A 22,915-nucleotide genomic window follows, 5' to 3' on the forward strand; every position below is an offset into this window, starting at 1 on the left:
ACGTCGGCCCCGCGGCAGGACCTCGGCCCGGCGGTCGCCCAGCGGCCGGACGGCGGTCGCCCAGCGGCCGGACGGCGGTCGCGCTCGTCAGCCCGCCCGGTCCACCACGGCCGTGCACAGCCCGGACAGTGCGGCCTTGGCCGCGTTGTCGGGCAGCGGCGCCAGCATCTCGCGGGCCTCGTCGGCGTACCGGACGGTCGCACGGCGGGCCTGCTCCAGCGCGGGGTGGGCGCGCAGCGCGGACAGCGCTTCGGCGAGCCGTCCGTCGTCGGCGAGGTCACCGTCGAGCAGGGCGCACAGTTCGCGGTCCTCGCGGGTGGCGTCCGGGCTCGCCGCACGGGCGCGCAGGTAGAGCACCGGCAGCGTGGCGATGCCCTCCCGCAGGTCGGTGCCGGGAGTCTTGCCGGACTCGTGTTCGTCGCTGGCGATGTCGAGGACGTCGTCGGCGAGCTGGAAGGCGACACCGACGCGCTCGCCGTACTGGGTGAGCACCGAGACGGTCCGCTCGTCGGCGCCGGACATCATGGCGCCGAAGCGGCCGGCGACGGCGATCAGCGAGCCGGTCTTGCCCCCGATCACATCCAGATAGTGGTCGATGGCGTCGTGGCCGTCGGCGGGGCCCGCGGTCTCCATGATCTGACCGGTGACGAGCCGTTCGAACGCCTGGGCCTGGATGCGGACGGCTTCCGGTCCGAGGTCGGCCAGTATGTGCGAGGCGCGGGAGAAGAGGAAGTCGCCGGTGAGGACGGCAACCGAGTTGTCCCAGTTGGCGTTGGCGCTGGGCACCCCGCGCCGCACATCGGCCTCGTCCATGACATCGTCGTGGTAGAGGGTGGCGAGGTGGGTCAGTTCGACGACCACGGCAGCCGGGACGACTCCGGGCGCGTGCGGATCGCCGAACTGGGCGCCCAGCATCACCAGCAGTGGCCGAAACCGTTTGCCACCGGCCCGTACGAGGTGCTGCGCCGCCTCCGTTATGAAGGGCACGTCGCTCTTGGTGGCCTCGATGAGGCCCTCCTCGACGGCCGCCAACCCGGCCAGGACATCGGCTTCCAGAGCCTGGTCCCGCACGCTCAGCCCGAAGGGCCCGACGACGGTCACGAGGGGTACTCCTGTCTGCGTACGTGGAACGAACGGGTAGCGGGGGGTGGTGAGGCGCCGATCGGCGGCGCCGGATCCTGCGGTGTGGCTCTGTCTGCTCGGCGTCTCGGTTGCGGCTGTTGGCGTCCTTTGAGCTTCTCTTCGCGACTTCTCGACCGGATGTCACCCGTCTGTCGAGTGCACCCTCCTGTGGCAGCGTAACCGGTCACATAACGATCACGGTCGGCGCCCGCCCAGCAGAACACTCTTGGCGTGCCATGCCGGTATATACCGGATAGAGGGCAAGTCACGCATTGGGCGCGTTCTGCGCTGAAGCCTTCGTCCGGACCCCGCGCTTCCGACCGGAACCGCTCGCCGTGGATTCTCCGTCGGCGAAGGCCGATCTTTCGTGGAAAGAGGTAGGGCCAGGGCAGGGGCCCGGCACTTAACCTGACCCTCATGAGTGACAGTGCCCTTTTCGGCCCGGACAACCTTCCGTACGGCCTCTTCAGCACCCCGGACCAGCCCGGCCACCGCCGGCTCGGTGTCCGGTTCGGCGACGACGTGCTCGACCTGGGCGCGGCCGCCGCCGCGTTCGGCTCCCCCCACGCCGACGTGCTGCGAGCGCCCTCGCTCAGTCCCCTGCTGGCCGCCGGCCGGCCGGTCTGGCAGGAGGTGCGCAGCGAGCTGCGCGACTGGCTGACCGACGACACGCACCGCGCGACCACGGCGCGCCATCTGCTGCCACTGTCCGACCTGCGGCTCCACCTCCCCTTCGAGGTCGCCGACTACGTCGACTTCTACGCCAGCGAGCACCACGCCACCAACGTCGGCCGGATCTTCCGCCCCGACGGGGAAGCCCTCACCCCCAACTGGAAGCATCTGCCTATCGGTTACCACGGGCGCGCGGGAACCGTCGTCGTCTCCGGTACCCCGGTGGTGCGCCCGCAGGGCCAGCGCAAGCCCCCGAACGAGTCGGTGCCCGTCTTCGGCCCCTCCCGGCGGCTGGACATCGAGGCGGAGGTCGGCTTCGTCGTCGGCGCCCCGAGCGAGCTGGGCAGCCCGGTCGGGCTGACCGGTTTCCGCGACCACGTCTTCGGAGTGACGCTGCTGAACGACTGGTCGGCACGGGATCTCCAGGCGTGGGAGTACGTGCCGCTCGGCCCCTTCCTGGGCAAGTCGTTCGCCACCTCCGTCTCGCCGTGGATCACCCCGCTGGACGCCCTGGACGCCGCCCGGGTGCCGCCCCCGGAGCGGGACTTCCCGCTGCTGCCCTACCTGGACGACTCGGCGGAGGGGATCGAGCCGGGCGGGTACGACCTGCGGATCACGGTGGAGCTGAACGGGCACGTCATCGCGGAGCCGCCGTTCGCCACGATGTACTGGACGGCGGCGCAGCAGCTGGCGCACATGACGGTGAACGGTGCTTCGCTGCGTACGGGTGACCTGTACGCGTCCGGCACCGTGAGCGGGCCGGAGCACAAGCAGCGCGGCTCCCTGCTGGAGCTGACCTGGGGCGGACGCGAACCGCTCGCCCTCCCCGAGGGCGAGCGGGCTTTCCTCGAAGACGGCGACGAGGTCGTCCTCACCGCCTGGGCGCCGGGCCCTGGCGGGGGCCGGATCGGGCTGGGCGAGGTGCGGGGGCGGGTGGAGCCGAGCGCGTAAGTGAGGGCCGCGCCGCTGGGGCACCCCCTCCCGTTGCTGCCGGGAAAGGGGGTGCTCCTGCCCGTCGTCCGCGGGCTGCCGCCCGGCTGTGGCTGGTCGCGCAGTTCCCCGCGCCCCTGAATTGCACCCCGCAAGCTTGGGCAGTCTGCGCCCTGGGGGTACCTCCCTGGGGGCACCGCCCGGCCGGAGGCTGGGGGAGGAGTCTGGGGGAGCAGGGTGGGCAAGCGCAGCCCCCGAGAGGGGCTCACGCCGCGAGGGCGGCCAGCACCCCCTCCCCATACGTCGCCAGCTTCTTCTCGCCCACGCCTGGGACGGTGCCCAGCTCCTCAAGGGTGCTGGGCCGCCGGACGGCAATCTCGCGGAGCGTGGCGTCGTGGAAGACGATGTACGGCGGGACGCCCTGTTCCCGCGCCTGCTCGGTACGCCAGGCCCGCAGGGCCTCGAAGAGCGGCCGGGCCTCCTCGGGGAGGTCCACCGGGGCGGCGCCCTTCCCGCCGCCCCGCGCGCCGGAGCCCGCGGCGGCGGCCGGGCGGGGCGCCTTCACCGGCGCCGGGTCCTTGCGCAGCGGCACCTCACGCTCGCCGCGCAGCACCGTGCCGCTCGTCTCGGTGAGGACCAGGGTGCCGTGCTCGCCCTCGATCTCCAGCAGTCCCTGGGCGATCAACTGGCGGATGACGCTGCGCCATTCGGCCTCGCCCAGTTCGGTGCCGATCCCGAAGACCGACAGCGCGTCGTGGTCGAACTGGATGACCTTGGCGGTCTTGCGGCCCAGCAGGATGTCCACGAGCTGGCCGGAGCCGAACTTCTGGCCGCGCTCCCGCTTGAGCCGTACGACGGTGGAGAGCACCTTTTGCGCGGGGACCGTGCCGTCCCAGGACTCGGGCGGGGTCATACAGGTGTCGCAGTTGCCGCACGAGGTCTCGGCGGCGCCCTCCTGCGGCTCCTGGCCGAAGTAGGCGAGCAGCTGCCCGCGCCGGCAGCGCACCGTCTCGCACAGCGAGAGCATCGCGTCCAGATGCATCCGGGCCCGGCGCTGGAAGGCCGGGTCGCCCTCGCCGCTCTCGATCAGCTTGCGTTGCTGGACGACGTCCTGGAGGCCGTAGGCGAGCCAGGCGGTCGACGGCAGGCCGTCGCGCCCGGCGCGGCCGGTCTCCTGGTAGTAGCCCTCGACGGACTTGGGCAGGTCCAGGTGGGCGACGAAGCGCACGTCCGGCTTGTCGATGCCCATGCCGAAGGCGATGGTGGCCACCACGACCAGGCCCTCCTCGCGCAGGAAGCGCGACTGGTGCGCGGCACGCGTGCCCGCGTCCAGGCCCGCGTGGTACGGCACCGCCTCGATGCCCTGGGCGCACAGGAACTCGGCGGTGCGCTCGACCGCGTTCCGCGACAGGCAGTAGACGATGCCCGCGTCGCCCTGGTGCTCCTCCTTGAGGAAGCGCAGCAGCTGCTTCTTCGGGTCGCGCTTGGGCACGATGCGGTACTGGATGTTGGGCCGGTCGAAGCTGGCGACGAAGTCCCGCGCCCCTTCCAGTCCGAGTCGCTGGACGATCTCCTGGTGGGTGGCGCGGGTGGCGGTGGCGGTCAGCGCGATGCGCGGCACGTCGGGCCAGCGCTCACCGAGCATCGACAGGTTCAGGTAGTCGGGCCGGAAGTCGTGACCCCATTGAGCGACACAGTGCGCCTCGTCGATGGCGAAGACCGACACCTTGCCGCGCTCCAGGAGTGCCGTCGTCGCCTCCAGCCGGAGCCGCTCGGGGGCGAGGTAGAGCAGGTCGAGCTCACCCGCCAGGAACTCGGCCTCCACCACCCGGCGCTGGTCGAAGTCGAGCGTGGAGTTGATGAACCCGGCGCGTACGCCCAGCGCCCGCAGCGCGTCCACCTGGTCCTGCATCAGGGCGATGAGGGGGGAGATCACGACGCCCGTACCCGGTCTGACCAGTGCCGGGATCTGGTAGCAGAGGGACTTGCCGCCGCCGGTCGGCATCAGTACGACCGCGTCACCGCCGCTTGTGACGTGTTCGATGGCGGCTTCCTGCTGCCCGCGGAACGCGTCGTAACCGAAGACCCTGCGCAGTACGCGCAGCGTCGCCGTCTCGGACGCCCCGCCTGACCCCTCGGCACTCTCCTGAAGCATGCCCGCCACCTTAGGCGGCGCCGACGACATCGGTGGCCGGACCTGTGGACGGCCCCGCCTCACTTCGCACTCAGCGCCAACTTGCGCCCGATTCACCCCTGTACGTCCCGTATATCGCCCCTTCCTCTGCTAGCTTGACGTGGCCCTGTCGATCGATACAGCGGGGGCCGAGAGAGTGACGGAGGGGGATGTACGTGCGCACGTCAGCGCGGATTCCGGGGGTGGTCGCCGCGGCGGCGATCGCGCTGCTGGTGGGCGGCTGCGGCAGTGACGACGACGGGAACAGCGGTAGCCCGGGCGGGAGCGGCGTCGAGGTTCACGACCCCGGCGACAAGCGGCCCGACCCGGACGACGAGCCCGGCGGCGACGGACCTCCCGCCGGCGAGGACAGCGGCGGCTCCGGCGGGAGCGGGGGCTCCGTCGATCCGGCCGCGCTGACCGGGTCCTGGACCACGCACCCCATGGTCGAGGGCGACTCCGTCGTCTTCGACGTCACCGAGGACAAGCGCGTGTCCATGATCATGCCCGCGCGTTGCAAAGGCACGCTGAGCGGCAAGACCTTCGACCTCAGCTGCACCGAGGGCAAGAAGGGCTACACCCACGGCGTCGTCAAGAGCGCCTCCGGGAAGAACATGACCGTCTCGTGGAGCAACGGCCGCACGCTGAAGATGCAGCGGATGAAGTCGAACCTGCCCGACGCCCCCGAGCCGCCCTCCGACTTCCCCTCCGCCGAGGACCCCTTCTGACCGTCCCGCCATCGGGCCGGGACCGGCCCGCAACACTCCCCTGCTAGGTTGTCGTGACCCTGCGGAAATCATCACCAGGGCACGACGATCGAGGAGGGGAAGTGCGCACGTCAGCGCGGATGACGGGGGCAATGGCCGCGGCGGCGGCGATCGCGCTCCTGGTGAGCGGCTGCGGCAGCAGCGACGACGGCAAGGACGACGGCAAGAAGGACAAGAAGGCCGAGGCGGAGCAGGACAAGTCCGCCGAGCCCACCCCGACTCCCAGCGAGCGGCCCGCCGGCAAGGCGGAGCTGCCCGGCGTATGGTCGACGCAGGCGGACGGCGGAAAGCTGACACTGACCGTCGTCGGCGACGCCGCTTCTCTGCTGCGGGAGAAGAAGATGTGCAACGGCCGGGTCATGGACTCGGGCAGCGACAAGTCGCTCGTGCTCAAGTGCCCCGGCGGCACCGGTGAGGACCGCACCAACGGCACGGTCGAGAAGGTGACGGCCAAGTCGTTGCAGGTCTCCTGGAACGGCGGCGCGACCGACACCTACACCAAGGTGGCCAAGGCCCCGGCGAAGCTGCCCACGGACCCCGGCGACCTGGGAGAGGTGCCCGACCTCCCGGACAAGCTGAAGAAGATCACCGAGGAGCCCGGCAAGGTCCGGGAGTACCCCGGCAACTGAGCCCCGGGGCGTGACGCATCGCGCCGCGCCCCGGGCCTGCCGGGTTCACGCGGCGGGAGCCCCGGGCCCGCGGACGCCGCGCCGCGGGCCCGCCTCTTCAGGGGTCGCGCGGCGAGAGCAGATGCACCGACTCCTGTTCGCGGGGGTCGGTGCGCGCCACCACGACGGTGACGGGCTCCTCGCCGGTGACCGGCATGTGCGGCATGTTCGCGGGGACGTAGACCATGTCACCCGGGTGGAGGGTGTCGCGGTTCGAGAGGTCCTCCCCGTGCCAGATCTCGTGCGCCCCGCTGACCACGTATATGGCCGACTCGTGTCCCGCGTGCAGATGGGGCTCGCCCCGGGAGTTCGCCGGGATGTGCAGGACGTGCAGGCACAGCCCCTTGGCACCCACCGACTCGGCCGAGACCCCCTCGGTGAAGATCCCGCCTTGCTTCCCCTCGTAACCGCCGTTCTCACGGCGGAGAATCACACAACCCATGCCTTGAATTCCTACCGTTTCAGCGCACTTGTTGTCACCGGTACCTCACAAGAGGCCGCCAGAGGCCCGGTCGTGGGTCTCTGGCGGCCTCCCGATGAGCATTGCGACCGACATCTACGACGCGGAACGGCGGGCCGGCCGGGGCCGTTGCATGGTCACCGTCTTCGTCACCGTACGAACACCCCCGCTTGCCCTGCCAGATCCAGGAAGTACTGCGGCGCCACACCGAGCACGACCGTGACCACCACGCCGAGCGCGATGGCCGAGGTCGTCATGACGCTCGGCACGGCCACACTCGGCCCGTCGGCCTGCGGCTCGCTGAAGAACATCAGGACGATGACCCGCAGATAGAAGAAGGCCGCGATGGCCGAGGCGATCACGCCGACCACGACCAGCGCACCCGCTCCGCCCTCGGCCGCCGCCTTGAACACCGCGAACTTCCCCGCGAAACCGGACGTTAGAGGGATACCCGCGAATGCCAGCAAGAAGACAGCGAACACGGCAGCCAGTAGCGGCGAACGCCGCCCCAGCCCCGCCCACTTGGACAGATGCGTCGCCTCGCCCCCCGCGTCCCGCACCAGTGTGACCACCGCGAAGGCACCCAGCGTCACGAACGAGTAGGCGCCCAGATAGAACAGCACCGAGGAGATGCCGTCCTCGGAGGTGGCGATGACACCCGCCAGCAGGAAGCCCGCGTGCGCGATGGAGGAGTAGGCCAGCAGCCGCTTGATGTCCGTCTGGGTGATGGCCACCACGGCGCCCCCGAGCATCGTCAGGATCGCCACTCCCCACATCACCGGGCGCCAGTCCCAGCGCAGCCCCGGCAGCACCACGTACAGCAGCCGCAGCAGCGCGCCGAAGGCCGCCACCTTGGTGGCCGCCGCCATGAAGCCGGTGACCGGCGTGGGCGCGCCCTGGTACACGTCCGGGGTCCACATGTGGAAGGGGACGGCGCCGACCTTGAACAGCAGCCCCATCACCACCAGCGCGCCGCCGATCAGCAGCAGCGCGTCGTTGCCCGTCGTGTCGGCCAGCACCGGGTCGCTGGTGGCGTCGGCACCGGAGACGACGCGGGCGATGGCCGAGTAGTTGACGGTCCCGGCGTAGCCGTACAGCAGCGCGGTGCCGAACAGCAGGAACGCCGAGGAGAACGCGCCCAGCAGGAAGTACTTGACCGCCGCCTCCTGGGACAGCAGCCGCCTGCGCCGGGCCAGCGCGCACAGCAGATACAGCGGAAGGGAGAAGACCTCCAGCGCGATGAAGAGGGTCAGCAGATCGTTGGCGGCCGGGAAGAGCAGCATGCCGCCGACCGCGAACATCAGCAGCGGGAACACTTCGGTGGTCGTCCAACCCGCCTTGACGGCCTGCTGCTCGCCCTCACCGCCGGGCACCGCGGCCGGCTGCGCGGCGAAGGAGTCCACCCGGCTGCCGTTCGCGGCCGGCTCCAGCCTGCGCTCGGCGAAGGTGAAGGCGCCCACGATGCCCACCAGCAGCAGGGTGCCCTGCAGGAAGAGCGTCGGCCCGTCGATGGCGAGCGCGCCCATCCCGGCGATCTGCGCCTTGGTGGTGCCCACTCCGCTCGCCGCCAGGCCGATGACGGCGGCGAACGCGGCGGCCAGCCCCGCCAGTGTGACGAACAGCTGGGCGCTGTAGCGGACCTTGCGCGGTGCGAAGGCGTCGATGAGGACGCCGAGCGCGGCGGCACCGAGGACGATCAACACCGGGGACAGCTTGCCGTACTCGATGCTGGGGGCCTGGAGCTTGTCGCCCGCCTCGGCCGCGACTGTCCACAGGCTGGGGATACCGGATGCTCCCGGCCCGCCTCCCGTCGACGCCACGTCTGTCATACCGGTCACTCGTGGTCACCTCCGCCGTGTCCAGCCGGCTTGTAGTCGAACCACGCCGAGGGATCAGCGTGGTCGGCGACGGGATGCTGCGGCTTGGGGTCCTTCTTCTGTACATCCGAGAGGGTGTGCTCCACCGCGGGGTTCACGATCTCGCTGAGCGGCTTGGGGAAGACGCCGAGGAGGACCAGCAGCGCGACCAGCGGCGCCACCACGGCCAGCTCCCGCACCTTCAGGTCGGGCATCCGCTCGATCTCCGGCTTGCGCACCGGGCCCGTCATCGTGCGCTGGTAGAGCACCAGCACATACAGCGCGGCGAGGATGATGCCCGCGGTGGCGATGATCCCGACCACCGGATAGCGGCTGTAGGTGCCCACCAGCACCAGGAACTCGCTGACGAACGGGGCGAGTCCGGGCAGCGAGAGCGTCGCCAGGCCGCCTACCAGGAAGGTGCCCGCCAGCACCGGGGCGACCTTCTGCACTCCCCCGTAGTCGGCGATCAGGCGCGAGCCGCGGCGGGAGATGAGGAAGCCGGCGACCAGCATCAAAGCGGCGGTCGAGATGCCGTGGAAGACCATGTAGAGCGTCGCGCCGCCCTGGCCCTGGCTGGTCATCGCGAAGATGCCCAGGATGATGAAGCCGAAGTGCGAGATGGAGGCGTACGCCACCAGCCGCTTGATGTCCCGCTGGCCGACCGCGAGCAGCGCCCCGTACAACACGCTCACCAGCGCCAGGCCGAGCACCACGGGAGTGGCCCACTCGCTGGCGTTCGGGAACAGGCCCAGGCAGAAGCGGAGCATCGCGAAGGTGCCGACCTTGTCGACGACCGCCGTGATGAGCACCGCGATCGGTGCCGTCGCCTCCCCCATCGCGTTGGGCAGCCAGGTGTGCAGCGGCCACAGCGGAGCCTTGATGGCGAAGGCGACGAAGAAGCCGAGGAACAGCAGCCGCTCGGTGCTGGTCGACATGGTCAGCTCACCGTCGGCCCGCGCCCTGAGCAGCTCGGGCAGCGAGAAGGTCCCCTCGCCCAGGCTGTCCGAGCTGACGACGAACAGCCCGATGACGGCCGCCAGCATGATCAGCCCGCCGGCCAGGTTGTAGAGCAGGAACTTCACCGCGGCGTACGACCGCTGCTTGGCGCCCTCCTCCTCACCGGCCGCGTGCGCCCGGTCTCCGAAGCCGCCGATGAGGAAGTACATCGGGATGAGCATGGCCTCGAAGAAGATGTAGAAGAGGAAGACGTCGGTGGCGGCGAAGGAGACCAGCACCATCGCCTCGACGGCGAGGATCAGCGCGAAGAACCCCTGGGTGGGCCGCCAGCGGCTGGTGTCCACGGCGGCGGAGCCGCGGACATTGGGGTCTCCCCTGCTCGAAGAGCTTGGGGAAGGGTCGGGGTCGGCGTCGTGCCAGCCGGCGCCGATGACGAACGGGATCAGCAGCGCCGTCAACGCCATCAGCGCCGCGCCGATCCCGTCGACGCCCAACTCGTAGCGGACCCCGAAGTCGGAGATCCAGGCGTGCGATTCGGTCAGCTGGTAGCGGGCGCCGTCCGGGTCGAAGCGGACCAGCACCACGGCGGCCAGCACCAGCGTGGCCAGCGAGAACACCAGCGCCAGCCACTTGGCGGCGGTGCGCTTGGCCGCCGGGACGGCGGCAGTGGCAACGGCCCCGACGGCGGGCAGCGCTGCCGTGACCGTCAGCAAGGGAAATGACATAACTCAGACCGCCCTCATCAGCAGGGTCGCGGCGATCAGCACTGCCGCGCCGCCGAACATCGAGACCGCGTACGAGCGGGCGAAACCGTTCTGGAGCCGCCGCAGCCGTCCGGACAGACCCCCGAAGGTGGCGGCCGTGCCGTTGACGGCGCCGTCGACGACCTTGTGGTCGACGTAGACCAGGCTGCGGGTCAGATGTGTACCGCCGCTGACCAGCACCACATGGTTGAAGTCGTCCTGCAGCAGATCGCGGCGGGCGGCGCGGGTGAGCAGATTGCCGCGCGGGGCCACGGCCGGCACCGGCTTGCGCCCGTACTGGAACCAGGCGGCGCCCACCCCGATGACCAGCGCCACGACCGTCGCCGTGGTCACCGTGGCGGCCGAGACCGGGGAGTGCCCGTGCTCGAACGCGGTCACCGGCTCCAGCCAGTTCACGAAGGACTCCCCGGCCTTGAACAGGCCGCCCGCGAAGACGGAACCGAAGGCCAGCACGATCATCGGGATCGTCATGATCTTCGGGGACTCGTGCGGGTGGGGTTCGGCGTGCTCGCCCCGCGTCTCGGCTGCGGGCTCCACATCCGGCCGGTCCGGGGAGGGGGTGGCCGCCTTGCGCCAGCGCTCCTCGCCGAAGAAGGTCATCAGCATCACCCGCGTCATGTAGTACGCGGTGATCGCCGCGCCCAGCAGGGTGACCGCGCCCAGGATCCAGCCCTCGGTGCCGCCCTTGGCGAAGGCGGCCTCGATGATCTGGTCCTTGGAGAAGAACCCGGACAGACCCGGGAACCCGATGATGGCCAGATAGCCCAGCCCGAACGTGACGAAGGTGACGGGCATGTACTTCCGCAGCCCGCCGTAGCGCCGCATGTCGACCTCGTCGTTCATGCCGTGCATCACCGAACCGGCGCCGAGGAAGAGCCCGGCCTTGAAGAAGCCGTGGGTGACCAGGTGCATGATGGCGAAGGCGTAACCGATCGGGCCCAGCCCCGCCGCCAGGATCATGTAGCCGATCTGCGACATGGTCGAGCCCGCCAGGGCCTTCTTGATGTCGTCCTTCGCACAACCGACGAGCGCACCGAACAGCAGCGTGACCGCGCCGACGACGACCACCACCAGTTGGGCGTCCGGAGCGCCGTTGAAGACGGCACCGGAGCGGGTGATCAGGTAGACGCCCGCGGTCACCATCGTCGCCGCGTGGATGAGGGCGGAGACCGGGGTCGGACCCTCCATCGCGTCACCGAGCCAGGACTGCAGCGGCACCTGCGCCGACTTGCCGCACGCCGCCAGCAGCAGCATCAGCCCGATCGCCGTCAGCTTGCCCTCGCTCGCCTCGCCGGCGGAGGAGAGGACGGGCGCGAAGGCGAAGGTGCCGAAGGTGGTGAACATCAAGAAGATGGCGATGGCCAGGCCCGCGTCACCGACCCGGTTGACCAGGAACGCCTTCTTCGCCGCGGTGGCCGCGGTCGGCTTGTGCTGCCAGAACCCGATCAGCAGATACGAGGCGAGACCCACGCCCTCCCAGCCGACGTACAGCAGCAGGTAGTTGTCGGCGAGGACGAGCAGCAGCATCGCCGCCAGGAACAGGTTGAGATAGCCGAAGAAGCGCCGCCGCCCCGGGTCGTGCTCCATGTAGCCGACCGAGTAGAGGTGGATGAGCGTGCCCACACCGGTGATCAGCAGGACGAACGTCATCGACAACTGGTCGAGCTGGAAGGCCACATCGGCCTGGAAGCCCTCCACCGGCACCCAGGAGAACAGCTTGCTGTGCATGGCCCGGTGCTCGGCGTCCTCCCCCAGCATGGAGAAGAACAGCACCGCGCCGATCGCGAAGGAGGCCGCGGCCAGCAGTGTGCCCAGCCAGTGCCCCGAACGGTCCAGGCGCCGCCCCCCGCACAACAGCACGGCGGCACCCAACAGGGGCACCCCGACGAGCAGTCCGATCATTGACTCCACTGGTTCGTACCCCTTACAGCTTCATGAGGCTGGCGTCGTCGACCGAGGCCGAGTGGCGGGCGCGGTAGAGCATGACGATGATCGCCAGACCCACCACGACCTCGGCGGCGGCGACGACCATGACGAAGAACGCCATGATCTGGCCGTCGAGGTTGCCGTGCATCCGGGAGAAGGCGACCAGCGTGAGGTTGGCGGCGTTCAACATCAGCTCGATGCACATGAACACCACGATGGCGTTGCGCCGGATCAGGACGCCGGCGGCGCCGATGGTGAACAGCAGCGCTGCCAGATAGACGTAGTTGATCGGGCTCACTTGGCGGCCTCCTCGCGCTCGGTCCCGCGCCCGGTGGTCGTCTCCTCGTCGTCCGGCGTCCCCTCCTGCGACCGCTCCGCCGCCGCGTCGCGTTCGAGGGCGCGTTCGCCGGGGTCCTTCGGGCCGGGGTAGGTGGACCGGCCGTGGTATTCGGCGGTGCGCTGCTCGATCGCGGCGAGCTGGGCCAGCTGTTCGGCGTTGACCTCGCGGATCTGGCCGCGCTTGCGCAGGGTGGGGTTGACGCTGAGCTCGGCGGGTGAACCGTCGGGCAGCAGCGCGGGGCGGTCGACCGCGTTGTGGCGGGCGTAGACACCGGGCGCGGGCAGCGGCGGCAGCTGCTTGCCGGCGCGTACCCGCTCGATGGCCTGCTCGCGCTGGGACTTGATCTTCTCGACGCGCTCGCGGTGGGTGAGCAGCGTGGCGCCGACCGCCGCGACGGTCAGCAGCGCGCCGACGACCTCAAAGGCGACCACGTACTTGGTGAACAGCAGCGAGGCGAGCGCCGGGACGTTGCCCTGGGCGTTGGCCGCCGCCAGTCCGTTGAAGCTGCCCACCGAGACCTGGCCGATGCCGGCGATCAGCAGGATGCCGAGCCCGAGCCCGCAGCCGGCCGCCATCCAGCGCTGGCCCTTGAGGGTCTCCTTGAGGGAGTCGGCCGCGCTGACGCCGACGAGCATCAGCACGAACAGGAACAGCATCATGACCGCGCCGGTGTAGACGACGATCTGGACGACGCCCAGGAAGTAGGCGCCGTTGGCGAGATAGAACAGCGCCAGGATGATCATGGTTCCGGCCAGGCACAGCGCGCTGTGCACGGCCCGGCGCATCAGTACGGTGCCCAGTCCGCCCAGCACGGCGACGGTGCCCAGCACCCAGAACTGCAGGGCCTCGCCGGTGGAGGTGGCGGTGGCCGCGAGATCGGTCATCGGAACGGCGAGGTCGGTCATCGTTCGCCCTCCCCGCTGCTGGTCACGACCCCGTGCGTCATACGCCCCGACGGCGCCGCGTCGAAGGTGGCGTCCCCCGCGGCGGCCGGTTCGTCGACGCCGAAGGTGTCCGCCGACTTCTGCGGCGCCCCGGTGTCGGTGGGTGTCTGCCGCACCGTGCCGGGCGCCGCCTCGGTGACCAGGCCCTGGTAGTAGTCCTTCTCCGTCATCCCCGGGTAGATGGCGTGCGGCGAGTCGACCATGCCGTCCTCCAGGCCGGCGAGCAGCTCCTCCTTGGTGTAGATGAGGGACTCGCGGCTGTCGTCGGCCAGTTCGTACTCGTTCGTCATGGTCAGTGCCCGGGTGGGGCACGCCTCGACGCACAGGCCGCACAGGATGCAGCGCAGATAGTTGATCTGGTAGACGCGGCCGTAGCGCTCGCCGGGCGAGTAGCGCTCCTCCTCGGTGTTGTCCGCCCCCTCGACATAGATCGCGTCGGCGGGGCAGGCCCAGGCGCACAGCTCGCAGCCGACGCATTTCTCCAGCCCGTCCGGATGCCGGTTGAGCTGGTGGCGGCCGTGGAAGCGGGGCGCTGTCGGCTTCTTGTACTCGGGGTACTGCTCGGTCAGCCGCTTCTTGAACATGTCCTTGAAGGTCACGCCGAAGCCGGCCACGGGGTTCTCAGGCACCGTCAGCCCCCTTGCTCTCGGTGGTTCCGTCTGTAGCGGTGGTCGATCCGCCCGCCTGGGCGCCGACGGGCTCGCGCTCGCGGTCCCGGTCGGCACGCGAGGGCCGCCGCGGCACCGGTGGCAGCGTCTGCCCGGGCAGGGGCGGTACGGGGTAGCCGCCCGCCATCGGATCGAACGGCTGTTGCGGGCCTGCCTGTCCGCCCTGCTGCTGTTCCTCCTCTTCCTCCTCGCCCCCGCGGAAGAAGTCCACGACGAAGGTGATCAGCAGCAGCACCAGGGCGGTACCCGCCACCCAGTAGACGACCTCGCTGTAGTCCCAGCCCTCGTTGCGCATGGCGCGGACGGTGGCCACGAGCATCAGCCACACCAGCGCGATGGGGATGAGCACCTTCCAGCCCAGCTTCATGAACTGGTCGTAGCGGGTGCGGGGCAGCGTGCCGCGGATCCAGATGAAGAAGAAGATGATCACCGCGAGCTTGGCGACGAACCACAGCATCGGCCACCAGCCGTGGTTGGCGCCCTCCCACCAGGTGGAGATCGGTGCCGGGGCACGCCAACCGCCCAGGAAGAGGGTGACGGCGAGCGCGGAGACCGTCACCACATGGATGTACTCGGTCAGCATGAACATCGCGAACTTGATCGAGCTGTACTCGGTCTGGAAGCCCGCGACCAGATCGCCTTCGGACTCCGGCATGTCGAAGGGCGCGCGGTGCGCCTCGCCGACCATGGAGACCAGATAGATCAGGAAGGAGACCGGCAGCAGATAGGCGAACCAGCCGTCCGCCTGCTCACCGACGATGGTCGAGGTGGACATGGAGCCGGAGTAGAGGAAGACCGCGGCGAAGCTGAGCCCCATCGCGATCTCGTAGCTGACGATCTGCGCGGTGGCCCGCACCCCGCCCAGCAGCGGATAGGTGGAGCCGGAGGACCAGCCGGCCAGCACCACGCCGTAGGCGGCGATGGAGGAGGTGGCCAGGATGTAGAGGACGGCGACGGGCATGTCCGTCAGCTGCATCGCCGTACGGTGCCCGAAGATCGAGACCTCGTTGCCCGCGGGTCCGAACGGGATGACCGCGATGGCCATGAAGGCGGGCACGGCACCGACGATCGGAGCGAGCAGATAGACCAGTCTGTCGCTGCCCTTGACGGTGATGTCCTCCTTGAGCATCAGCTTCACACCGTCGGCGAGCGACTGGAGCATGCCCCAGGGGCCGTGCCGGTTGGGCCCGACGCGCAGCTGCATCCAGCCGACGATCTTCCGCTCGAAGACGATCGAGAGCAGCACCGTCACCATCAGGAACGCGAAGCAGAAGACCGCCTTCAACGCGACCAGCCAGAAGGGGTCCGTGCCGAACATCGACAGGTCCTCGGCCGCCAGGCTCCGCGTTCCGGAGCCCAGCGTCCGCGCGCTCAGCGTCGTGGCGCTCATGCACCCACCTCCTGCGTGGTTTCGGGCGCGGCGGCGGCCGGTGCGACGCGCACCACGTCGCCGGGCAGCGCGCCCAGATCGGCCGGTACGCCGGAGCCGACCGAGTTGAGCGGCAGCCATACGACGCGGTCGGGCATCGCTGTCACCTGCAGCGGCAGCCGCACCTGGCCGCGCGGCCCCTGGACGGCCAGCACATCGCCGTCCTTGACGCCGACCTCGTCGGCGGTCGCGGCCGACATCCGGGCGAGGGCGGCGTGCCGGGTGCCGGCCAGCGCCTCGTCGCCCTCCTGGAGCCGGCCCTGGTCGAGCAGCAGCCGGTGTCCGGAGAGCACGGCCTCGCCCGCCTTCGGCTGCGGCGCGGTGCGTGCCGCGGGGACGGCCGCACTCGTGAGGGTGCCGTCCCGGCCGGGGCCGAGCCGGTCGATCTCGCCGCGCACCGTGCGTACGTCCGGCAGCCCGAGGTGGACATCGAGCGCGTCCGCGAGCATGTGCAGGACCCGGGTGTCGGGTTGGGTGTGGCGGCGTGTCATCTGGTCGGGCTTGAGCGCGGCCTCGAACTGCCGCACCCTGCCCTCCCAGTTGAGGAAGGTGCCGGACTTCTCCACAGCGGCGGAGATGGGAAGGACCACGTCGGCCAGCTCGGTCACCGCGCCGGGCCGCAGCTCCAGGCTGACCAGGAAGTCGACGGCCTCCAGCGCCTGCCGGGCGCGAGCCGGATCCGGCAGGTCCTCGACGCCGACCCCGCCGACGAGCAGCGCGGACAGCTCTCCTTCGGCGGCGGCCTCGATGATCTGCGAGGTGTCGCGCCCCGGCTGCGTGGGGAGTTCGGCGACCCCCCAGGCGCGGGCGACCTCCGCACGCGCCTCGGCGTTGTCGACCGACCGGGCCCCGGGCAGCAGCCCCGGCAGGCAGCCGGCCTCCAGGGCGCCGCGCTCACCCGCGCGGCGCGGCACCCACACCAGCGTGGCGCCGGTGGCGGCAGCGGTCCTCACGGCCGCGGTCAGCGCGCCCGGCACGGTGGCCAGCCGCTCACCGACCAGGATCAGCGAGCCCTCGCCGCGCAGCGCCTCGGCTGCCGTGGCGCCCAACTCGTCCAGCCCCACACCGCCCGCGAGCGCGTCCAGCCACTCGGTCTCGGTGCCGGGCACGGTCGGCAGCAGGGTGCCGCCCGCCTTCTCCAGGCCGCGGGTGGCGTGGCTCGCCAGCGCGAAGGTGCGCTGCTGGTGCTTGCGCCAGGCCTTGCGCAGCCGCAGGAAGACGCCGGGCGCCTCCTCCTCGGCCTCCAGCCCGGCCAGCAGTACGGCGGGCGCGGCCTCCAGTGCCGTGTAGGTGACCCCGGAGGCGTCCAGGTCGCGGCCGTGGCCCGCGACCTGGGAGGTGAGGAAGTCGGCCTCCTCGGCCGAGTGCGGCCGGGCGCGGAAGTCGATGTCGTTGGTGCGCAGCGCCACGCGGGCGAACTTGGCGTACGCGTAGGCGTCCTCGACGGTGACCCGGCCGCCGGTCAGCACTCCGGCCCGGCCGCGCGCCGGGGCGAGTCCGCGTGCGGCGGCCTCCAGCGCCTCGGGCCAGCTGGCGGGCGCCAGTCGGCCGTCCGCGCCGCGGACCAGCGGGGTGTGCAGCCGGTCGGGGCGCTGCGCGTAGCGGAACGCGAAGCGGCCCTTGTCGCACAGCCACTCCTCGTTGACCTCGGGGTCGTTCTCGGCCAGCCGCCGCATGACCTTGCCGCGCCGGTGGTCGTGGCGCACCGCGCAGCCGCCCGCGCAGTGTTCGCACACGCCGGGCGAGGAGACCAGGTCGAAGGGGCGGGAGCGGAACCGGTAGGCGGCCGAGGTGAGCGCACCGACCGGGCAGATCTGGATGGTGTTCCCGGAGAAGTACGACTGGAAGGGCTGGTCCTCGCCGGTGCCGACCTGCTGGAGCGCGCCCCGCTCCAGCAGCTCGATCATCGGGTCGCCCGCGATCTGGTTGGAGAAGCGGGTGCAGCGTGCGCACAGCACGCAGCGTTCGCGGTCCAGCAGCACCTGGGTGGAGACGGCGACGGGCTTTTCGAAGGTGCGCTTCTTGCCCTCGAACCGGGAGTCGGCGTTGCCGTGGGACATCGCCTGGTTCTGCAGCGGGCACTCGCCGCCCTTGTCGCAGACGGGGCAGTCCAGCGGGTGGTTGATGAGCAGCAGCTCCATCACACCGCGCTGTGCCTTGCTCGCGACCGGAGAGGTCAGATGCGTCTTGACGACCATGCCGTCGGTGCACTGGATGGTGCAGGACGCCATCGGCTTGCGCTGGCCCTCCACCTCCACGATGCACTGCCGGCAGGCACCCGCCGGATCGAGCAGGGGGTGGTCGCAGAAGCGGGGGATCTCGATGCCGAGCTGTTCGGCGGCGCGGATGACCAGCGTGCCCTTGGGGACGGAGATCTGGGCGCCGTCGATGGTCAGCGACACGAGGTCCTCGGGGGGCGGGGCGACCTCCCCTCCCCCTTGGGAGGTGCCAGCAGTGGTGACGGTCACGCGTTCACCTCCAGGTGAGCGGAGCTGGGGCCATCGGCCCACGCGGTGGACTTCTCGGGGTCGAAGGGGCAGCCGCGGCCCGCGAGGTGGGCTTCGTACTCGTCGCGGAAGTACTGCAGCGAGGAGAAGATCGGGGAGGCGGCGCCGTCACCGAGGGCGCAGAAGGACTTGCCGTTGATGTTGTCGGCGATGTCGGCGATCTTGTCCAGATCGGCGTGTCCCGCCTTGCCCGCCTCGATGTCGCGGAGCAGCTGGACGAGCCAGTAGGTGCCCTCCCGGCAGGGGGTGCACTTGCCGCAGGACTCGTGTGCGTAGAACTCGGTCCAGCGGGTGACGGCCCGCACCACGCAGGTGGTCTCGTCGAAGCACTGGAGCGCCTTGGTGCCGAGCATGGAGCCGGCGTTGCCGACGCCCTCGTAGTCGAGGGGCACATCCAGATGCTCGTCGGTGAGCAGCGGCGTGGAGGAGCCGCCGGGTGTCCAGAACTTCAGCCGGTGGCCTGGTCGCATACCGCCGCTCATGTCCAGCAGCTGGCGCAGGGTGATGCCCAGCGGCGCCTCGTACTGGCCGGGGCGCGCCACATGGCCGCTGAGGGAGTAGAGCGTGAAGCCGGGGGACTTCTCGCTGCCCATGGAGCGGAACCAGTCCTTGCCCTTGTCGACGAGGGCGGGAACCGAGGCGATGGATTCGACGTTGTTGACGACTGTGGGGCACGCGTACAGACCGGCGACGGCCGGAAAGGGTGGGCGCAGCCGGGGCTGTCCGCGGCGGCCTTCGAGCGAGTCGAGGAGCGCGGTCTCCTCACCGCAGATGTAGGCGCCGGCGCCCGCGTGCACGGTGAGTTCCAGGCCCTTGCCGGGTCCGAGCGCGTCCGGGCCGAGGTAGCCGGCCTCGTACGCCTCGCGCACGGCAAGGTGGAGGCGGCGCAGCACGGGCACGACCTCGCCGCGCAGATAGATGAAGGCGTGGTGGGAGCGGATCGCATGGCAGGCGATGACGATGCCCTCGATCAGCGAGTGCGGGTTGGCGAACAGGAGCGGGATGTCCTTGCAGGTGCCCGGTTCCGACTCGTCGGCGTTGACGACGAGATAGTGCGGTTTGCCGTCACCCTGCGGAATGAACTGCCACTTCATCCCGGTGGGGAACCCGGCGCCGCCGCGACCGCGCAGACCCGCTTCCTTGACGTAGGCGATCAGGTCGTCGGGGTCCATGGCCAGCGCCTTGCGCAGCGCCCGGTAGCCGCCGTGCCGCCGGTAGCCGGCCAGGGTGTAGGAGTCCGACTCGTCCCAGTGCGCGGACAGCACGGGGGTCAGCAGCTTCTGCGGGTCCGCCTCGCCGCCGGCCGGGTGCGCAGAGGTCTCGTCCTGCCCGCCGTCGTGTGTCACCGTCGTCACTTCCCCTCCTCGTCGGTTGCCGCTCCGCGCGGGGCGACGACGCCAGGGGCGCTCTCTCCCTTGGCCATCCGCAGCCCGGCGAGCGAAGCGTGACCGGCGCTGCCGGACGCTTCCACCGCACCGGCCCGCTCGTCGGGGAAGCCCGCGAGCACCCGAGCGGTCTCCTTGAAGGTGCACAGCGGGGCGCCGCGGGTGGGGGCGACCTCGCGGCCGGCGCGCAGGTCGTCGACGAGGGCGCGGGCGCTGTCGGGAGTCTGGTTGTCGAAGAACTCCCAGTTGACCATCACGACCGGCGCGAAGTCGCAGGCCGCGTTGCACTCGACGTGTTCGAGAGTGACCTTGCCGTCCTCGGTGGTCTCCCCGTCGCCCACCCCCAGGTGTTCGCGCAGCGACGCGTAGATGGCGTCACCGCCCATGACGGCGCACAGGGTGTTGGTGCAGACCCCGACCTGGTAGTCGCCGGACGCCTTGCGGCGGTACATGGAGTAGAACGTCGCGACGGCGTTGACCTCGGCCGTGGTCAGCTCCAGCAGCTCGGCGCAGAATCGTTGCCCCGTGCGGGTGACGTGCCCTTCCTCGGACTGCACCAGGTGCAGCATCGGCAGCAGCGCCGAGCGGCTGTCCGGATAGCGGGCGATGATCTCCCTGGCGTCCGCCTCCAGCCGCTCCCGTACCTCGGCGGGGTAGTCGGGCGCGGGCATCTCGGGAATGCCCATCTCGACGCTTGTCACCGGTCGACGCCTCCCATCACGGGGTCGATGGACGCGACGGCGACGATGACGTCCGCGACCTGGCCGCCCTCGCACATCGCCGCCATTGATTGCAGATTGGTGAAGGAGGGGTCGCGGAAGTGCACCCGGTAGGGGCGGGTGCCGCCGTCACTGACGACGTGCACACCCAGTTCGCCCTTGGGTGACTCGACGGCCGCGTACGCCTCGCCCGGCGGGACCCGGAATCCCTCGGTCACCAGCTTGAAGTGGTGGATCAGCGCCTCCATGGAGGTGCCCATGATGTTCTTGATGTGGTCGAGGGAGTTGCCGAGCCCGTCGGGGCCGAGGGCGAGCTGCGCGGGCCAGGCGATCTTCTTGTCCTCGACCATGACCGGGCCCGGCTCCAGCCGGTCCACGCACTGCTCGATGATCCGCAGCGACTGGCGCATCTCCTCCAGCCGCACCAGGAAGCGCCCGTAGGAGTCGCAGGTGTCGACGGTGGGGACGTCGAAGTCGTAGGTGTCGTAGCCGCAGTAGGGCTGTGCCTTGCGCAGGTCGTGCGGCAGCCCGGCCGAGCGCAGGATCGGACCGGTGGCGCCCAGCGCCATGCATCCGGCCAGGTCGAGGTAGCCGATGTCCTGCAGCCGGGCCTTGAAGACCGGGTTGCCGGTGGCGAGCGCGTCGTACTCCGGCAGGTTCTTGCGCATCTTCTTGATGAACTCGCGCAGCGCGTCCACGGTCCCGGGCGGAATGTCCTGGGAGAGCCCGCCGGGGCGGATGTAGGCGTGGTTCATCCGCAGCCCGGTGATCAGCTCGAACAGGTCCAGGACCAGTTCGCGGTCGCGGAAGCCGAAGATCATGACCGTGGTGGCGCCGAGCTCCATACCTCCGGTGGCGATGGCCACCAGGTGCGAGGAGAGCCGGTTGAGCTCCATCAGCAGGACACGGATGACGTTGGCGCGGTCGGGCACCTCGTCCTCGATGCCCAGCAGCCGCTCCACGCCCAGGCAGTACGCCGTCTCGTTGAAGAACGGCGTCAGATAGTCCATGCGCGTGACGAACGTGGTGCCCTGGGTCCAGGTCCGGTACTCGAGGTTCTTCTCGATGCCGGTGTGCAGGTAGCCGATGCCGCAGCGGGCCTCGGTGACCGTCTCGCCGTCGATCTCCAGGATCAGCCGGAGCACCCCGTGCGTGGAGGGGTGCTGGGGGCCCATGTTGACGATGATCCGCTCGTCGTCGCTCTTGGCGGCGTGCGCGGCCAGCTCGTCCCAGTCCCCTCCGGTGACGTCGTAGACGGTGCCTTCGGTGGTCTCCCGAATGCCTGCGGGTGCGTGGGTTGTGGACATCAGGTGTACGACCTCCGCTGGTCAGGAGCGGGAATCTGGGCGCCCTTGTACTCGACGGGAATACCGCCGAGCGGATAGTCCTTGCGCTGCGGAAAGCCCTGCCAGTCGTCCGGCATTATGATCCGCGTCAAGGCGGGGTGACCGTCGAAGATCAGCCCGAAGAAGTCGTACGTCTCGCGCTCGTGCCAGTCGTTCGTCGGATAGATGTCGACGATCGAGGGCACGTGCGGGTCCGCGTCGGGCGCGCTGACCTCCATGCGGATCAGCCGGTTGTGGGTGATCGAGCGCAGGTGGTAGACGGCGTGCAGCTCGCGGCCCTGGTCACCCGGGTAGTGGACACCGCTGACCCCGGTGCACAGCTCGAAGCGCAGCGCGGGGTCGTCGCGCAGGATGCGGGCGGTGCGGGGCAGGTGCTCGCGGGCGATGTGGAAGGTCAGCTCGCCCCGGTCCACCACCGTCCGCTCGATGACCTGCTCGGGGTCCAGCCCCTGCTCCTCCAGGGCGCCTTCCAGCTCGTCGGCGACCTCGTCGAACCATCCCCCGTACGGCCGGGGCGTGGCGCCGGGCAGCCGTACGGTGCGCACCAGCCCGCCGTAGCCGGAGGTGTCACCGCCGTTGCGGGCGCCGAACATGCCGCGGCGGACGTCGATGACCTCGCCCGGGTCCCCCTGCGGTACGGGCAGGGACTCCTCACCCCGCTGGGTGGGGTCGTTCTCGTTGGGGCCCTTGGGGCGGTCGGGCTCCTTGGGAGGGTTTCCGTTGTTCATCGAAGCAGCCCCTTCATCTCGATCGTCGGTACGGCCTTCAGGGCCGCCTCCTCCGCCTCGCGGGCCGCTTCCTTCTGGTTGACGCCGAGCTTTGAATTCAGAATCTTCTCGTGCAGCTTGAGAATGGAATCGAGCAACATTTCAGGACGCGGGGGGCAGCCGGGCAGATAGATGTCGACGGGAACGATGTGGTCGACGCCCTGGACGATGGCGTAGTTGTTGAACATGCCGCCGGACGAGGCGCACACGCCCATGGAGATGACCCATTTGGGGTTCGGCATCTGGTCGTACACCTGCCGCAGCACCGGCGCCATCTTCTGGCTGACCCGGCCCGCCACGATCATCAGGTCGGCCTGGCGCGGCGAGCCGCGGAAGACCTCCATGCCGAACCGGGCGAGGTCGTATCGGCCGGCGCCGGTGGTCATCATCTCGATGGCGCAGCAGGCGAGCCCGAACGTCGCCGGGAACATGGATGATTTACGTGCCGCACCGGCCATCTTTTCGACCGTGGTGAGCAGAAACCCGCTCGGCAGCTTCTCTTCAAGTCCCAT

19 protein-coding genes are annotated in these 22,915 nt (G+C 70.2%); 3 read left to right on the forward strand and 16 right to left on the reverse strand.

The annotated features are described in order from the left end of the window. Positions 1-87: 87 nt before the first annotated feature. Positions 88-1,101, reverse strand: a complete 1,014-nt coding sequence (locus JW613_RS24900; protein WP_209213151.1) for a polyprenyl synthetase family protein — start codon at positions 1,099-1,101, stop codon at positions 88-90. A 438-nt stretch (positions 1,102-1,539) separates the two neighbouring features. Here JW613_RS24900 and fahA point away from each other — a divergent pair, with 438 nt between their 5' ends. Beyond that, positions 1,540-2,745, forward strand: coding sequence for a fumarylacetoacetase (gene fahA, locus JW613_RS24905; protein WP_209213152.1), 1,206 nt, complete (start codon positions 1,540-1,542; stop codon positions 2,743-2,745). A 244-nt stretch (positions 2,746-2,989) separates the two neighbouring features. Here fahA and recQ read toward each other — a convergent pair whose 3' ends face one another. Next, positions 2,990-4,879, reverse strand: a complete 1,890-nt coding sequence (gene recQ, locus JW613_RS24910) for a DNA helicase RecQ (RefSeq protein ID WP_209213153.1) — start codon at positions 4,877-4,879, stop codon at positions 2,990-2,992. A 194-nt stretch (positions 4,880-5,073) separates the two neighbouring features. Here recQ and JW613_RS24915 point away from each other — a divergent pair, with 194 nt between their 5' ends. Together JW613_RS24915 and JW613_RS24920 are read left to right on the forward strand one after the other, a co-directional pair. Next, positions 5,074-5,625 (forward strand): hypothetical protein, encoded by a 552-nt coding sequence (locus JW613_RS24915; protein ID WP_209213154.1) that lies wholly within the window; start codon positions 5,074-5,076, stop codon positions 5,623-5,625. 101 nt (positions 5,626-5,726) lie between these two features. Beyond that, positions 5,727-6,293: a hypothetical protein gene (locus tag JW613_RS24920; RefSeq protein ID WP_209213155.1), complete on the forward strand. Its 567-nt coding sequence runs from the start codon at positions 5,727-5,729 to the stop codon at positions 6,291-6,293. Positions 6,294-6,390: 97 nt separating this feature from the next. Here the strand turns inward: JW613_RS24920 and JW613_RS24925 are convergent, their stop codons facing one another. From JW613_RS24925 to JW613_RS24990, 14 genes are all read right to left on the reverse strand, one after another. Further along, positions 6,391-6,774 (reverse strand): cupin domain-containing protein, encoded by a 384-nt coding sequence (locus JW613_RS24925; protein ID WP_099883419.1) that lies wholly within the window; start codon positions 6,772-6,774, stop codon positions 6,391-6,393. Between the two features lie 167 nt (positions 6,775-6,941). After that, positions 6,942-8,621: an NADH-quinone oxidoreductase subunit NuoN gene (gene nuoN / locus JW613_RS24930; protein WP_209213222.1), complete on the reverse strand. Its 1,680-nt coding sequence runs from the start codon at positions 8,619-8,621 to the stop codon at positions 6,942-6,944. A 5-nt stretch (positions 8,622-8,626) separates the two neighbouring features. Next, positions 8,627-10,333: an NADH-quinone oxidoreductase subunit M gene (locus JW613_RS24935; RefSeq protein ID WP_209213156.1), complete on the reverse strand. Its 1,707-nt coding sequence runs from the start codon at positions 10,331-10,333 to the stop codon at positions 8,627-8,629. Between the two features lie 3 nt (positions 10,334-10,336). Then, a complete protein-coding gene (nuoL, locus tag JW613_RS24940) occupies positions 10,337-12,283 on the reverse strand; it encodes an NADH-quinone oxidoreductase subunit L (RefSeq protein WP_209213157.1) in 1,947 nt (648 codons plus the stop codon). 13 nt (positions 12,284-12,296) lie between these two features. After that, on the reverse strand, positions 12,297-12,596 hold the full coding sequence (gene nuoK, locus JW613_RS24945) for an NADH-quinone oxidoreductase subunit NuoK (protein ID WP_019354175.1): 300 nt from the start codon (positions 12,594-12,596) through the stop codon (positions 12,297-12,299). Then, complete coding sequence (locus tag JW613_RS24950) at positions 12,593-13,522, reverse strand: NADH-quinone oxidoreductase subunit J (RefSeq protein WP_209213223.1); 930 nt, start codon at positions 13,520-13,522, stop codon at positions 12,593-12,595. The genes nuoK and JW613_RS24950 overlap by 4 nt, the downstream gene beginning before the upstream one ends. Before the next feature lie 17 nt (positions 13,523-13,539). Next, positions 13,540-14,166 (reverse strand): NADH-quinone oxidoreductase subunit NuoI, encoded by a 627-nt coding sequence (nuoI, locus tag JW613_RS24955; RefSeq protein WP_221506749.1) that lies wholly within the window; start codon positions 14,164-14,166, stop codon positions 13,540-13,542. Between the two features lie 37 nt (positions 14,167-14,203). Then, complete coding sequence (nuoH, locus tag JW613_RS24960; RefSeq protein WP_209213158.1) at positions 14,204-15,640, reverse strand: NADH-quinone oxidoreductase subunit NuoH; 1,437 nt, start codon at positions 15,638-15,640, stop codon at positions 14,204-14,206. Beyond that, a complete protein-coding gene (locus JW613_RS24965) occupies positions 15,637-18,147 on the reverse strand; it encodes an NADH-quinone oxidoreductase subunit G (RefSeq protein ID WP_209213159.1) in 2,511 nt (836 codons plus the stop codon). Before JW613_RS24965 ends, nuoH begins: the two co-directional genes overlap by 4 nt. After that, on the reverse strand, positions 18,144-19,541 hold the full coding sequence (nuoF, locus tag JW613_RS24970; RefSeq protein ID WP_372447998.1) for an NADH-quinone oxidoreductase subunit NuoF: 1,398 nt from the start codon (positions 19,539-19,541) through the stop codon (positions 18,144-18,146). Before nuoF ends, JW613_RS24965 begins: the two co-directional genes overlap by 4 nt. After that, a complete protein-coding gene (gene nuoE, locus JW613_RS24975) occupies positions 19,538-20,272 on the reverse strand; it encodes an NADH-quinone oxidoreductase subunit NuoE (protein WP_209213160.1) in 735 nt (244 codons plus the stop codon). The genes nuoF and nuoE overlap by 4 nt, the downstream gene beginning before the upstream one ends. Beyond that, positions 20,269-21,597, reverse strand: a complete 1,329-nt coding sequence (locus JW613_RS24980; protein WP_099883412.1) for an NADH-quinone oxidoreductase subunit D — start codon at positions 21,595-21,597, stop codon at positions 20,269-20,271. The genes nuoE and JW613_RS24980 overlap by 4 nt, the downstream gene beginning before the upstream one ends. Continuing rightward, a complete protein-coding gene (locus tag JW613_RS24985) occupies positions 21,597-22,364 on the reverse strand; it encodes an NADH-quinone oxidoreductase subunit C (protein WP_209213161.1) in 768 nt (255 codons plus the stop codon). The genes JW613_RS24980 and JW613_RS24985 overlap by 1 nt, the downstream gene beginning before the upstream one ends. Beyond that, positions 22,361-22,915 carry a NuoB/complex I 20 kDa subunit family protein gene (locus JW613_RS24990; RefSeq protein ID WP_099883410.1) on the reverse strand — a complete coding sequence of 185 codons (555 nt, stop codon included), beginning with the start codon at positions 22,913-22,915 and terminating at the stop codon, positions 22,361-22,363. The genes JW613_RS24985 and JW613_RS24990 overlap by 4 nt, the downstream gene beginning before the upstream one ends.

The organism is Streptomyces smyrnaeus, assembly GCF_017676345.1.
GTDB classification, from domain to species: Bacteria; Actinomycetota; Actinomycetes; order Streptomycetales; family Streptomycetaceae; genus Streptomyces; species Streptomyces smyrnaeus.

Bases quoted from the DNA above. Each gene is read 5' to 3' on its own strand.
- JW613_RS24980 (WP_099883412.1), bottom strand. From the start codon at position 21,597: ATGTCCACAACCCACGCACCCGCAGGCATTCGGGAGACCACCGAAGGC.
- nuoN (WP_209213222.1), bottom strand. From the start codon at position 8,621: ATGACAGACGTGGCGTCGACGGGAGGCGGGCCGGGAGCATCCGGTATC.
- recQ (WP_209213153.1), bottom strand. From the start codon at position 4,879: ATGCTTCAGGAGAGTGCCGAGGGGTCAGGCGGGGCGTCCGAGACGGCG.
- nuoH (WP_209213158.1), bottom strand. From the start codon at position 15,640: ATGAGCGCCACGACGCTGAGCGCGCGGACGCTGGGCTCCGGAACGCGG.
- nuoI (WP_221506749.1), bottom strand. From the start codon at position 14,166: ATGTTCAAGAAGCGGCTGACCGAGCAGTACCCCGAGTACAAGAAGCCG.
- fahA (WP_209213152.1), top strand. From the start codon at position 1,540: ATGAGTGACAGTGCCCTTTTCGGCCCGGACAACCTTCCGTACGGCCTC.
- JW613_RS24985 (WP_209213161.1), bottom strand. From the start codon at position 22,364: ATGAACAACGGAAACCCTCCCAAGGAGCCCGACCGCCCCAAGGGCCCC.
- JW613_RS24925 (WP_099883419.1), bottom strand. From the start codon at position 6,774: ATGGGTTGTGTGATTCTCCGCCGTGAGAACGGCGGTTACGAGGGGAAG.
- JW613_RS24935 (WP_209213156.1), bottom strand. From the start codon at position 10,333: ATGTCATTTCCCTTGCTGACGGTCACGGCAGCGCTGCCCGCCGTCGGG.
- JW613_RS24950 (WP_209213223.1), bottom strand. From the start codon at position 13,522: ATGACCGATCTCGCGGCCACCGCCACCTCCACCGGCGAGGCCCTGCAG.
- JW613_RS24990 (WP_099883410.1), bottom strand. From the start codon at position 22,915: ATGGGACTTGAAGAGAAGCTGCCGAGCGGGTTTCTGCTCACCACGGTC.